The sequence below is a fragment of the Candidatus Chryseobacterium colombiense genome (genome assembly GCA_029203185.1).
Classification (GTDB): domain Bacteria; phylum Bacteroidota; class Bacteroidia; order Flavobacteriales; family Weeksellaceae; genus Chryseobacterium; species Chryseobacterium colombiense.
This window is the reverse complement of sequence record CP119310.1, coordinates 2,815,714-2,828,595: the sequence shown is the minus strand read 5'-3', so window position 1 is coordinate 2,828,595 and position 12,882 is coordinate 2,815,714. Positions and strand designations below refer to the sequence as shown.

Sequence of the window (12,882 nt, the reverse complement as noted above, 5' to 3'; positions counted from 1 at the left end):
ATGATAGAAAAAATGAATTTTTTACTTTTTTTTGAAAATTATTCTTGGATTAAGGATGATTGGTGTATTTTGTTAAAATCCTACCTGGAAGCCTGCTTTAACCCCAAATGTAGAAATATTAGGTCTGTCAAGATAATTTCCTCTCCAGTTAAAATCTACTCTGAAAATTCTAAGGTTTCCAAAACCGATATTCTCAATTCCTACTCCGTATTCATAATAAATATGTTCGCTTGGAGCTGAATATTTAAATCCTGAAACATTGATCGCTTTGGATGCATCACTTAAAGTTCCGTAAGCTGCTCTCAGGAATGCAATTTCTCTTAATTTCAATTTCTTGATCAGAGGAATATAAGAAAGGATCTTTCCGTTAAAATGATGCTCTAGATGAAGCGTTGTGTAGGTGTCTGCAACAAATTCATAATAATTCAGCTGGCCAAAAGTATTCTGCGCTAAACTGTAAGATTGGTTTCCAGGAATTACATTCTGTAAAGCTAAAGGAACGGTATCGAAGTTTTTACCAGCTTCAAAATTCAGTAATAATTTACCCCAGCTTCCTATTAAGACGGGTTTGTAGAACAAAAACTGTAATTTATTATAATTAAAATCTGAACCGAATAGTCCTTCAATACCTCTTGTGTATTTTAACACAATTGTTGGAGCTAATGTTCCGTGTTCATATCTGTCGATTCCTGTCTGGGAGAATTTCGCTCCGGGTCTTGCGATTAAGCTTAGCGTGATGTGTGAGTCATTGGTTGTTTGTCTTAGATTTCCGTCTTTATAATACATTAAATCGAATCCTGCAGGATTGGCGGATTTAATACTTTGCATCGTTCCGTCCAATCTAATTTGGAAGTTTTTCCAAGGCTCGATAGAGGTGAATACATTTGTCTGATTTACGGAGCTTAATGATGCGTTTTCTCCTCTCGCAAAAAGAGTAGAAGAAGCAAAGGTTCTTGCCATGATTCCGTCGTCATTGGTCAGTTGAACTCCCAATTGTAAAATGTCTCTTCTTGTTCCTGCTCCAATAGTGAATCTGCTCACTCTGTTAAACATGAATCTTGCTTCAGCACCATATTTTACTTGTTGGTCTTTGAAGCCATAAGCAGTATAAAACTGGATTCTCCAAGGGTCATTTCTTGTGAAATAGGTTCTTGCTCCCAATCGGATTCTGTCTCCTTCTATATCATTCTTTCCGTAAATAGAGAAAATAGGGCCTAAATCTATTCCTTTAGTGATATTATAATATCCTGAACCTAAAGTTTCATACAGCTTTACGATTCGGTTAAATTTCGGAGTCTGCTGAAGCTTGTCAAGCATATCGTAAATCCCTTGCTCGCTTTTGGATAACGAATCAGGTCTTGCTTTTAGCCAATACGCATCATCTTTATCAACAAATTTATCATCATATTCCTCTTCTTTTCTCTTGAATACTTTGTCTTCGAGAGGCTTGTTGAATTGATATTCCGAATAATCAACAGATCTTTTGGCAATGATACTCTTTGAGGTTTTCTTTTTGGAAAAAGGGGTCATTTCGATTTCCGTGACGAATTTTCGGGGTAAGAATGTGTTTTCATCCGGATTGTCGTATTCTAATTCTGTTGAAATTCCATTAATGAAATTAACGTTGATTTTCTGTGTGGATTTCAGAATAGCCCCTAAAACGGCATAAGTATCCGTGTCAATATAAAGATATCCCTGAAATGCTAAAACTTCAGTTCTTTTAGGCTGATAACGGATTTTAAAAGCTTTTTCTCCGCGAATGGAAATGGTGTCCACTAAATTGTAATCATAAGTACTAAAACCTGTTTCTCCTGCCGGACTTGGAAATCCGATGTCAAAATAATTTAAGTTATTATCATAAATGTTAATATCCCGATACAGGTTCTTCGCAGTTAAAGTAATAATTTGATTGTCTTGAAATCCGGAAGTTTTTTGGGCAACTAAAAGTCTTTTGGTTCTTTTCGAAGGTTTGTTCTCCCCATAGTTTTCATAGATGGCTTCATTCAGGAAAACAGGAAGTCCTATTTTTCCGCTTGCGGTAGAATCTTTGTAATCGAAAATGAATTCAAGCTTATTGAAGATTTTTCTCTTCATGAATGCGCTGTCCAGATTATTGGCATCAAACTGAATTTTTTCATACTCTTTGTAAGTATAAGTGTCAAATTTGTCTAGACCGTTGTTTCGTTTTCTTTCCCATACTTTCTGCATAATGGCATAAGCGGGGTTTTCTTTTTTATTTTTGAATTTTGGACGTTCATTGTGGATCACAACCGCTTCAATATTGCTTACTTTTTCTGCAGACATCTTGATGACCAAATCCTGAAAACTTTCAGGACTAATGTTTATGCTTTCTACAGCGTAATTCTTTTTCTGAAATTTCAGCTTATAGATGATGGTGTCAGATTGTATGCTGAAATTTGCAGAAGATGTAGTGGTATAAGGTGTGTTACTGTCGTTTATGAATATAGCTACTCCTGTAACAGGAGCATTGGTTTTTTCATCAATAATTCTTCCGTTGGCAGTGTTTTGAGCCTGTATCAAGCCGAAAAGAATAATGAAAAAATAGGAAAAATGGTATTTAAAATTATCAGTTAACATCATTTGTTTCTCAAGCATTTAGCATAATCAAAAACCGTGCTGCTTTGCAAAGTATTTAAATGGTTTCGAGGTTGAATTTGTAAAACTGCAAAGTTAACGAAAATAACGTTACTAATATTGTGGTAGGAAGAGGGTTTCTTTGGAGAAAGAAAAATACAAAGTTTAAAAATAAAAGACCTGCATTTCTCTAAGCTATTTATTCCTCTTTCTGGCTCTGAAGCAATATATTTGATTAATAGTCAAGTCTTTATCGATGCTTAAATTAAAACAATTCTGACATTTTCTTTAATTAAATCCATACATTTGAATCGTTTAAATGAAACCTTAATATCCGTGATTACTTATGAACATTAAATTATCTATTTTCCTGTTTTCATTGCTGCTTTCATTCTGGACCTCTGCACAAACAACAGATAAGCTAAATAACACAATTGCTACCCGTCAGATTCATGAAGAGCAATATGTTCCTATCAATGGTATTGAGCAATGGGTAACCATTAACGGAAATCTTTCCAAGCCTGTTATTTTGTTTCTGCACGGAGGGCCGGGAAGTCCCATTACTCCCTATATTGATGTTTTGTATAAAGATCTCGAAAAAGATTTTATCATTGTTCAGTGGGACCAGCGCGGTTCTGGAAGAACATACGGACACAATAATCCTCCTGAAGAGTTGACACCGGAATATTTAAAAAACAATCCGCTCACCCTGGAGCAAATGACTAGTGATGGCATTGTGCTTTCCCAATATCTTTTACAACACCTTGGAAAGAAAAAAATTATTCTTTCCGGCACATCTTGGGGATCTGCTCTTGGAGTAAAAATAGCCACCAAAGCACCTGAACTTTTTTATGCATATGTAGGGCATTCTCAAATTGTGAATCCTAATTTTAGTATAGAAAGATATTCAAAACTTTACAAAATAGCGGAGGAAAGAAAAGATAATGATGCCTTGCAAATATTGAACACTATAGGCAAGCCTCCCTATTCCATTGCAAAAAATACAGGAATGCTTTATAGAGTAATCAAAAAATATGAAAAAGCAAACTCTACTCCTGCGCCGGGAAATTGGTTTGTTCTGGCTCCGGAGTATGACAATGAAAAGGACAGTAAAAACAGAGAAGACAGTGATGATTACTCGTTTGTCAATTTTGTTGGTGATCAGAAATTAGGTGTACAATCGATGGGAGCTCCTGTCGACATGATGAAAGATAATTTAGATTTTAAAATTCCTGTTTACCTTATTCAAGGTGAGGAAGATATTCTGACTCCTAAAGAAATGTCTAAAAAGTATTTTGATGCCCTAAAAGCCCCTAAGAAAGAATATTTCTTACTGCCTAAAGCGGCACACGGATTTAATCAGTCGGTCGTAGATACTCAATATAAAATATTCAGGAGTATAAAAACGGATTAGGAAGAATACATAATTCCGGACATAAAATAATCAAACTGAAATTGAATTCTTTGAATACAGTGTGAATAAAAAAGACTTACAGAAATGTAAGTCTTTTTTTTGCTCCTCCTGCTGGGCTCGAACCAGCGACCCTCTGATTAACAGTCAGATGCTCTAACCAACTGAGCTAAGGAGGAATGTTCCTTTGTTTTAGTGGTGCAAATATAATAGGAATATTAATATTATACAAATTTTTATTTTAAAAATATTCAAAAAATTCCTTTGCTCATGGGGTTTTAGGAGCTATTCAATTATTTTTCAGTAAATTAAGATCATGTAAATTTGTATTGAAAATTAGAAAAGGGAATAAAAAAAGACCTACATTTCTGTAAGTCTTTTTAGCTCCTCCTGCTGGGCTCGAACCAGCGACCCTCTGATTAACAGTCAGATGCTCTAACCAACTGAGCTAAGGAGGAATGTCCTTTGTTTTAAGTGGTGCAAATATAGGACGAATATTTATACCCTACAAATATTTTTATCAAAAAATTTTAAAAATATTATAAGTTTCCGGTTATCGCTTTGAAGATATCGCTTCCGAAAATCAGTAACATTAAGCCTAACAGGAAGATAACGCCTACCATTTGTGCATTTTCCAATACTTTTTGAGGAACAGGTTTTCCAACAATCATTTCGTATAATGTGAAAATAACGTGTCCACCATCCAATCCCGGGATAGGAATTAGGTTCAAAAATGCTAACCAAACTGAAAACATTGCCGTAAAACTCCAGAATGCAGTCCAGTTGATCGAGATACTTCCGTCTTTCGATTGGTCAATAGGCATGTTTTTAATGATAGCAAGAGGTCCTCCTACTTTTTTATATCCCTGTACTTTTTTGTTGAAGATCAATTTGAACTGTTTCACCTGATAAGTCAAACTTTCAATACTTCTTGTAAATCCTCTTCCGATTGATTGACCAAATGTGAAGTGTTGAGTATTGGCATATTTTTCCAGTTGCTTGTAAGAGGCAATGCCGATTGTTCCTTCTTTTGAAACAGGAATGCTTAATGGCTGTACTGCCCCGTTTCTTAGGACTTCAATATTAATTGGCTTTCCAGCGCTTTTTCCAACTGCTGCCTGAAATTCATCATAATAGTTGATCTTCTGCCCGTTTGCAGAAACTACCTGGTCGCCAACTTTTAATCCTGCTTCAGCCGTTTTAGGATTGATAATCGTGTCAATGACAGCGGCATATCTTGGTGTAAGAAATCCTTTAGGGTTCTCATCTTTAAAGGCAAGAGCTTTTCCATCGTCATTAGTATTAAAAGTGGTTTCTTTTCCATCTCTTAAAACAGTAACCTGATCACTTAACAAAATATCCAGTGATAGTTTATCTAAATTATTCTGAGTTTTTCCGTCAACTTTCAGGATCTTATCACCATCCTTGAAGCCCATTGCTTTTGCAACATTGGTATAATGCATCGGGGTCTCAACCTTCGTAGTGTCAAAAGTCGTTTCTCCGTTGAAGAAGGATAGACATCCATAAATAAGCCAAGCCAGGAAAAAGTTTACCGTAACCCCGCCCAACATGATAATTAATCTTTGCCAAGCCGGTTTTGCTCTGAATTCCCAAGGCTGTGCAGGTTGCTTCAATTGCTCGGTATCCATGCTTTCATCTACCATTCCGGCGATTTTTACATATCCTCCGAAAGGAAGCCATCCGATACCATATTCGGTTTCACCAATTTTTTTCTTAGCAATAGAGAACCACGGATCGAAGAAAAGATAGAATTTTTCAACTTTGGTTTTAAACCATTTTGCGGGTAAAAAATGCCCAAGTTCGTGAAGGATTACCAAGATAGAAATGCTCAATATAAATTGAAACAGTTTGATTGCTATTTCCATTAATGCTTTTTAAGTTTAATTTGCAAAGGTAACAATTATCAAAACTATGCCAAATAAAAAAGCTCCCCGAAACGAGAAGCTTTGTCATATAATGTGATGATTTCTTATAAATTAATGGAAACTCCCAGACTGCCATTGTTTCCGATTTCTGCAAAGACTCCGATTCTTTCAGTGAAAAAGTATCTTGCACCAATGTGAGCTCCAATTCCGAAGTCTTTTCCTAAAACACCTACATCCACACCAGGATAGATATCCAGTTTTTCAGGTAATTGTAAAGCGTCTTTCAAATGAAAATTCAGTCTTCCGAAGATAAATACATTATTGTCGTTATTATTATCTTTATAATTATCAAAATAACCGTTAAGCCCGGCTCCTATCGAGATTAAATTATTTAAACCGTAATCGTAAGTTCCGGTAATCCCCGTTCCATATCCCCAAGCACTCAAACCTGCGTTGATTTTCTGATCTCCCTTTCCTGTCCATGCCTGTGCGTTGGCTGTTGCTCCTGCAAAGATCAGCGCGAACATAAAAACCAATTTCTTCATAAATTTTACAATTTTATAGTATTATTAAAAACAATCCGTATCAAAAATAGAACCGAAATCATTGAAAAATCGTATTTTTATTGAAGTTTTTTAACAAAGTTTATGAAGATCACAGGACTGAATTTAGATATCATCTGGAAAGATAAAACAGGAAACTTTCAACAAATAGAAAAAGAATTACAAAATCAGGAAGCAGATTTATTTCTACTTCCGGAAATGTTTTCGACGGGATTTTGTATGGATGCATCCGAAGTTTCAGACAGAAATCAGGAATCTTTAGAGTTTTTAAAGAAAATGTCTAAAGAAAAAAATGCTGCTTTTTGTGGAAGTGCTCCTGTGGAAGACAACGGGAAATTTTACAACAGGATGTATTTTGTGCAGACGAATTCTCAGGTTGATTTCTATGATAAAAGGCATTTATTTTCTTTTTCTGGAGAAGATAAAGTATATACTCCGGGAAAAGAACGGGTAATTGTTGACTACAAAGGTTTCAGGATTCTGTTGCAGGTTTGTTATGATCTTCGTTTTCCTGTTTTTGCAAGAAATAATGATGATTATGATGCCATTTTATATGTTGCCAACTGGCCTGAAAAAAGAGTAGGAGCCTGGGAGCATTTATTGAAAGCGAGAGCAATTGAAAATTTATCTTTTGTCTTTGGATTAAACCGAATCGGAACAGACGGGAATAATTTGCTGTATCAGGAAAGTTCACACTGTTTTTTTGCAGACGGCAAAGAAATTTCTCAAAAACAAGGAAATATTGTTTCTGCTCATTTAAATATAGAAGAATTAAAGGATTTTAGAAATTATTTTCAGTTTTTAAATGATCGTGATTCTTTTAAAATGTTAGATTAAAGTGAAAAAGATTGATGGATTTTAAATGCTTTTTCTGATGATTTTATATTTTTCTCGTACTAATTGTGATTTTTTATATTTTTAGGGGATAAAAATATAAATTATATGATGAGAAAAATACTTTTTACACTTTTTTGCATTTTGAGTTTAGTGATGAGTGCGCAGGAAAAAGACGCTAATGAACAAAATGATCTTGTAGAATTTCAATTGGAAGACGGAACTTCTTTTAAAGCACATCTTTTTGGTACAGTAACTAAAACTATTAATCTCGGACAAATTATTTTGAATAACAGGATTTCCGGTTTTCAGTATAGGACTTTAGAAGATCAAAAAAAACATGAAATTAGCTCTAAAGATGTCAAAAAAGTCATTTATTATAACGGTGAGGATATTGTAAATATTCAGGAAAAGATTAAAGTAAAAACGTTAGATAAGAAAGGGAATCTTTCTGACGATACGGCAGATACTTTTGAATTTTTGTTGTATGATGGTAAAATAAAGCTTTATGGTTCAAATGTGTTTGAATGTATAGGTTTGTATGCCTGTTATTATACCCACTCCAATTTCTATATTAAGAAAAGTGATGATTCATTTGCTGTTTTAGCTGTAAAAACGAAAAGCCAGTTTAATTCTAAAATGGGATCGTCTATTGCGAATATTGTCGATGCGTTTAGGGTGATAGGCAAAGATTGTTCTTCCTTTAATCAATATCTAGATACATTTGATAAAGAAATGATGCAAGATAAGCAGCTTGATAAAACTTTGCAGAAAGAGTATCAGGAGATATATAAAAGCACAGAAAAGGAATTAAGGAAAGATAGAGAGCAATTTAGAAAATTGTTTTATGTGGTTGCTAATAAAATACAAAGCAGACAGGCGGAAATTTATATCGGAATCATAAAGGAGTATGAAAAAAGCTGCCCTTAAAAATAATTTGTAAAAAATTTCCCATAGATTTCACTGATTGAAACAGAGCTGCTCTAGGTCTTCGGTGAAATCTATGGGAACTAAAAATAAAAAAAACTGTGATTTTTCACAGTTTTATGCATATTGTTTTAAAAGTTGCGTTAAGGTATTAACATCATGAACGCCGCTTTCCTTCCATAGCATCTCTCCTTTTTTAAAGATCGCTAAAGTCGGAACGCCACGAACTCCGTACTGGGCTGCAAGAGCAGGATACTGATCCACATCTACCTTGATAATTCTTGCATTTTCCCCTACATTCTCTTTTACTGTATTTAAAACTGAAGACTGTACTTTACACGGTTGGCACCATGTTGCGAAAAATCAATTAATACAGGTCTTTCAGAATCTATGATTTCCTGAAATTTTTGTGACATAGTTGTTTTTTTATAACGTTTTCGACTGACAAATAAAATCTGTTGTCGGAAATTTTTCTGTTTTTTTAATGCCGTTAAAGCCTCCTTCTATTTCCGTGAAATTTCTGATTCCATGTGAATTAAGGATGCTTGCGGCGATCATACTTCTGTAGCCTCCTGCACAGTGGAGGAAGAAATGCTCAGAATCATCAATGGACGTAATCCAGTCGCTGATTGTGTCTAATGGTTTGTTGTAGGCATTGTCAATATGTTCAGCAGAATATTCTGTCAGTTTTCTTACATCGATTACTTTAGAATCTGCATTGAATGCCTCTGCAAATTCGGAAGGAGAGATTCTTTTTACTTCGTCAGTTTCCTTTCCTGCATTTTTCCATGCTTCAAATCCTCCTTTTAAATATCCTACAACATGATCAAATCCAACTCTGCTTAATCTGGTAATAGCTTCCTCTTCTGTTCCTTCTTCACAAACTAATAATATGGGGTGCTTTACATCAACGATTAAAGTTCCCACCCAAGGAGCAAAATCGCCTTTCAAGCCAATATTGATGGAGTTTGGAATAAAGCCTTTGTGGAAATCTGCTGCATTTCTTGTGTCTAATATCAAAGCGCCTGTTTCTTCTGCAAAAGATTCAAAATCTTCCACGAAAACAGGTGTTAAGCCTTTGTCCATAACTGTTTCGAAGCTTTCATAGCCTCCTTTATTCATGGCGACATTCATTCCGAAATATTTTGGCGGAGCAGTTAATCCATCTAAAACTTCTCTGATGAAAGATTCTTTATCCGGTTGATTAAGAGCGTAATTGGTCCTTTTTTGATTTCCTAAAATATCAACAGTCTCTTTCTGCATATTTTTTCCGCAGGCAGAACCGGCACCATGAGCCGGGTAAACCGTAATGCTGTCATCCAAAGGCATGATTTTCGTCTGCAGACTATCATATAAAATTCCTGCAAGATCCTCTTGGGTAACACTTCCCGCTTTTTGAGCAAGATCCGGTCTTCCCACATCTCCTAAAAATAAAGTGTCTCCAGTAAAAATTGCTGTTTCCACCCCGTTTTCGTCAATTAGAAGGTAAGTTGTACTTTCCATCGTGTGACCAGGAGTGTGAAGTGCTTTTATTTTAATTTTTCCGATTTCAAAAATTTGATTATCCTCGGCTATAATGGTTTCAAAATGAGGTTGTGCAGTAGGTCCATATACAATAGAAGCCCCGGTGTTTTTGCTTAAATCCAAATGTCCCGAGACAAAATCTGCGTGGAAGTGAGTTTCAAAAATATATTTTAAAGTTACACCGTCTTTTTCCAAGCGGTCAAGATAAGGCTTTATCTCTCTCAGCGGGTCAATAATTGCTGCTTCATTTTCAGATACAATATAATATGCACCCTGAGCCAGGCATCCTGTATATATTTGTTCAACTTTCATTTCTTGATTGTAAAGCTTTAATGTTTATTTAAGTACAAAAATCGGCTTTATTTTTTTAAAAACAAGCTAAAATAAAGAATCTGTATCGATAGAATAAATCTATAAAGTGTCACTTATTCTAACTTAAAGAAAATTTTGTAGAAAATTTCGTTTGTATCTTCAGAAATATTTTTATCAATTTTAAATTGAACATAATCTTCTTTTCTTGATTCACCTTCGGGATAATCAATCAGACCATGAAATTTTTCGTAAATATGATCTTTTAGCCTTCCGTTTTCTGCAATTTTTATCATTTCATCAAAGTATTTTTTCGTATCACGATTAATTGGCCAGTCTTTTTCATGGGCTTTATAATAAGAAATCATTTTTTCAATTGAATATATTTCAGAATCAATTTTCATATCATGAAAACCGGTTAAGAGTTCTTTTTTCTCCAAATGTTGTGATAACCATGAAATTTTTGATTTTGCAGCTTCAGAAGTTGCATACATCATCATCGAATCTCTCTTTACAGAAGCAGATAGGATGATGTCAGGAGCATCGTTAAGAGGTAAAGTTTTAATCGAAGCAACATTCAAGACACCAAAATAATTTTCAACTTTATTTTTTAATTCTTCTAATTGATTGTGACCCATTTCATCACTTGATGCTCTTATTTTAAAAGTCCATCCTCCACATTCATAAATTGAAAGGAGAGAACTTTTGTTGACATATTTTACACCTTTGAAAAAATCTGGTTGTCCCATGGCATTATTAAACACTGAATAGATATTGCTTACTTTCAGACTATCATTGGAAAGATTAGCAAAGGATGGTTTTGTTTCAACATTGGTATTCGAATTCCGGTTAAGCGTGTAACTGTAAGAATCAAATTCATCCCTTAGAATTTGATTGTCTATGTATTCCTTAGGGTAAAGATAAATCGTAAGAACAGTTTTGCTTTTTTTAGAGGTTTGCTGAACATAACTAACTGCAATATGAAGGTTTTTCATGTCATAAGAAAAAATAGCTTCTCTTTGAAACCCTAACCAAAGCTCAGGGAAAACAGTCTTTGTTGCAAGATGAGTATAATCTCCTTTTATTTTTAAATCGACAGGCTGTTTTCTGTTTTGAGAAAAAATACTTGTGAAAATGAAATAAAAAATCAACAATAAACTTTTCTTCATGACTAAATTTTGGTGTTAATGATATTGTACAAAAATATCTATAAAAATTAATAATAGAACTCAGTTAATATTATTTCTTTGGTGAATGGATATTTTCTAAAAAATTTTATATTTATAAGATAAAAAAGATCAAATGGCAGACAAGGCACAATTTATTGAAGAACAAAATGCAAGATATACTCCGAAAGGGGAACACATCATATTAGGAAAAGGAATGTTGGACGGAGAAGTGATTCCCGAAGTAAATGTTACCATTCCTCTGAAAACAATTAACCGACACGGTCTTATTGCAGGAGCAACAGGGACAGGAAAAACCAAAACTCTGCAGGTTTTTGCAGAGCAGCTTTCTCATCAGGGAATTCCTTCTTTAGTATTGGATATTAAAGGAGACTTTTCAGGAATTGCAGAAGCAGGAACGGAAAATCCTGCAATTCAGGAGAGGTATGCAAAAACTCAGCTTCCTTACAATCCACAAGCTTTTCCGGTTGAGCTGATGACGATTTCCGGAGAAAGGGGAGTGAAGTTAAGAGCTACGGTGACCGAATTTGGTCCCGTTTTATTAAGTAAAATCCTTCAACTGAATGATACGCAGCAGAGTATCATGGCAATAGTCTTCAAATATTGTGATGACAAAGGATTGCCTTTGATTGACCTTGATGATTTGAAAAAAGTACTGCAGTATGTAACAGATAATGCGCAGGGTAAAGCCGAATTGGCTGCTAATTATGGCTCGATTGCTCCGGCTTCTTTAGGCGCAATTTTAAGGTCCATTGTTGCTTTGGAACAGCAGGGAGCTTCAAGTTTCTTTGGAGAGTTAAGTTTCGATGTTCATGATTTATTACAAACCAGAGACGGAAAAGGTGTTGTTAATATTTTGAGGGTTGTTGATATTCAGAGTAAACCACAACTGTTTTCAACTTTCATGCTTTCGTTATTTGCGGAAATTTATATGACCTTTCCAGAAGAAGGAGATAGCGGGAGACCAAAATTGGTTCTTTTTATAGATGAAGCCCATCTTATTTTTGATGAATCCTCAAAAGCATTAGTATCGCAGATAGAAACTATGGTAAAACTGATTCGTTCAAAAGGAGTCGGGATTTACTTTATTACCCAGATTCCGGGAGATGTTCCGGAAGCGGTTCTTTCACAGTTAGGATTAAAAATCCAACATGCACTGAGAGGCTTTACGGCCAAAGATAAAAAGGAGATTTCAAAGGCAGTAGAAAATTATCCGACGACGGAATTCTATGATGCTGCAACACTGATCCAAAATTTAGGAATTGGAGAAGCTTTTGTGACGGCTCTGGATGAAAAAGGAATTCCTACACCTTTGGTTCATACCTATTTAATTTCTCCTGAATCAAGAATGGATGTTCTGAATGATGCAGAAATTTCTGAGCTGACCAATAATTCGGCATTAGTTGCGAAATATCAAAATGCGATCAACAGTGAATCTGCGTATGAAATGTTGGTGACCAGAATGGAACAGGCGGCGCAAAATGCAGCTCCGACCCAGAAAACGAAACCGGTAAAAGAAGAACCGGGAATGTTTGAACAGGTTCTGAATAGCAGGCAGGGAAGAACTTTTACGAATACTTTGCTGAGAGAAGGAGCAAAAGCGATCTTGGGAATGTTAGGACTTGGGGGAAGAAGAAGATAGTAGT

The 12,882-nt window shown here is 35.0% G+C and carries 9 protein-coding genes, 2 tRNA genes and 1 pseudogene; 4 read left to right on the top strand and 8 right to left on the bottom strand.

Annotation, left to right across the window (positions count from 1 at the left end; genetic code table 11):
- Window positions 1-72: 72 nt before the first annotated feature.
- On the bottom strand, window positions 73-2,601 hold the full coding sequence (locus P0Y62_12645; GenBank protein WEK68696.1) for a DUF5686 family protein: 2,529 nt from the start codon (window positions 2,599-2,601) through the stop codon (window positions 73-75).
- A gap of 340 nt (window positions 2,602-2,941) precedes the next feature.
- Between P0Y62_12645 and P0Y62_12640 the strand changes: the two genes are divergently transcribed.
- Complete coding sequence (locus P0Y62_12640; GenBank protein WEK68695.1) at window positions 2,942-4,009, top strand: alpha/beta hydrolase; 1,068 nt, start codon at window positions 2,942-2,944, stop codon at window positions 4,007-4,009.
- A gap of 102 nt (window positions 4,010-4,111) precedes the next feature.
- Here the strand turns inward: P0Y62_12640 and P0Y62_12635 are convergent.
- The 4 genes from P0Y62_12635 to P0Y62_12620 all read right to left on the bottom strand — a co-directional run bounded on the left by P0Y62_12635 (window position 4,112) and on the right by P0Y62_12620 (window position 6,437).
- Window positions 4,112-4,185, bottom strand: a tRNA-Asn gene (locus tag P0Y62_12635).
- Between the two features lie 205 nt (window positions 4,186-4,390).
- A tRNA-Asn gene (locus P0Y62_12630) sits at window positions 4,391-4,464 on the bottom strand.
- Between the two features lie 81 nt (window positions 4,465-4,545).
- Window positions 4,546-5,892 carry an RIP metalloprotease RseP gene (rseP, locus tag P0Y62_12625; GenBank protein ID WEK68694.1) on the bottom strand — a complete coding sequence of 449 codons (1,347 nt, stop codon included), beginning with the start codon at window positions 5,890-5,892 and terminating at the stop codon, window positions 4,546-4,548.
- A gap of 104 nt (window positions 5,893-5,996) precedes the next feature.
- Complete coding sequence (locus P0Y62_12620; GenBank protein WEK68693.1) at window positions 5,997-6,437, bottom strand: hypothetical protein; 441 nt, start codon at window positions 6,435-6,437, stop codon at window positions 5,997-5,999.
- Window positions 6,438-6,539: 102 nt separating this feature from the next.
- On the opposite strand from P0Y62_12620, the gene P0Y62_12615 reads away from it, so the two are divergent.
- Both P0Y62_12615 and P0Y62_12610 read left to right on the top strand, forming a co-directional pair.
- Window positions 6,540-7,292, top strand: a complete 753-nt coding sequence (locus tag P0Y62_12615) for a nitrilase family protein (protein WEK68692.1) — start codon at window positions 6,540-6,542, stop codon at window positions 7,290-7,292.
- 105 nt (window positions 7,293-7,397) lie between these two features.
- Window positions 7,398-8,219: a hypothetical protein gene (locus P0Y62_12610; GenBank protein WEK68691.1), complete on the top strand. Its 822-nt coding sequence runs from the start codon at window positions 7,398-7,400 to the stop codon at window positions 8,217-8,219.
- A gap of 114 nt (window positions 8,220-8,333) precedes the next feature.
- Here the strand turns inward: P0Y62_12610 and P0Y62_12605 are convergent.
- The 3 genes and pseudogenes from P0Y62_12605 to P0Y62_12595 form a co-directional block, all read right to left on the bottom strand.
- Window positions 8,334-8,632, bottom strand: a pseudogene (locus P0Y62_12605) (thioredoxin family protein).
- A 10-nt stretch (window positions 8,633-8,642) separates the two neighbouring features.
- Window positions 8,643-10,052 carry an MBL fold metallo-hydrolase gene (locus tag P0Y62_12600; protein ID WEK68690.1) on the bottom strand — a complete coding sequence of 470 codons (1,410 nt, stop codon included), beginning with the start codon at window positions 10,050-10,052 and terminating at the stop codon, window positions 8,643-8,645.
- A gap of 113 nt (window positions 10,053-10,165) precedes the next feature.
- Window positions 10,166-11,218: a hypothetical protein gene (locus P0Y62_12595; GenBank protein WEK68689.1), complete on the bottom strand. Its 1,053-nt coding sequence runs from the start codon at window positions 11,216-11,218 to the stop codon at window positions 10,166-10,168.
- Window positions 11,219-11,351: 133 nt separating this feature from the next.
- Between P0Y62_12595 and P0Y62_12590 the strand changes: the two genes are divergently transcribed.
- Window positions 11,352-12,878 carry a DUF853 family protein gene (locus P0Y62_12590; protein ID WEK68688.1) on the top strand — a complete coding sequence of 509 codons (1,527 nt, stop codon included), beginning with the start codon at window positions 11,352-11,354 and terminating at the stop codon, window positions 12,876-12,878.
- Window positions 12,879-12,882 lie beyond the last annotated feature (4 nt).

Bases quoted from the DNA above. Each gene is read 5' to 3' on its own strand.
- P0Y62_12645 (WEK68696.1), bottom strand. From the start codon at position 2,601: ATGATGTTAACTGATAATTTTAAATACCATTTTTCCTATTTTTTCATT.
- P0Y62_12640 (WEK68695.1), top strand. From the start codon at position 2,942: ATGAACATTAAATTATCTATTTTCCTGTTTTCATTGCTGCTTTCATTC.
- rseP (WEK68694.1), bottom strand. From the start codon at position 5,892: ATGGAAATAGCAATCAAACTGTTTCAATTTATATTGAGCATTTCTATC.
- P0Y62_12620 (WEK68693.1), bottom strand. From the start codon at position 6,437: ATGAAGAAATTGGTTTTTATGTTCGCGCTGATCTTTGCAGGAGCAACA.
- P0Y62_12615 (WEK68692.1), top strand. From the start codon at position 6,540: ATGAAGATCACAGGACTGAATTTAGATATCATCTGGAAAGATAAAACA.
- P0Y62_12610 (WEK68691.1), top strand. From the start codon at position 7,398: ATGATGAGAAAAATACTTTTTACACTTTTTTGCATTTTGAGTTTAGTG.
- P0Y62_12600 (WEK68690.1), bottom strand. From the start codon at position 10,052: ATGAAAGTTGAACAAATATATACAGGATGCCTGGCTCAGGGTGCATAT.
- P0Y62_12595 (WEK68689.1), bottom strand. From the start codon at position 11,218: ATGAAGAAAAGTTTATTGTTGATTTTTTATTTCATTTTCACAAGTATT.
- P0Y62_12590 (WEK68688.1), top strand. From the start codon at position 11,352: ATGGCAGACAAGGCACAATTTATTGAAGAACAAAATGCAAGATATACT.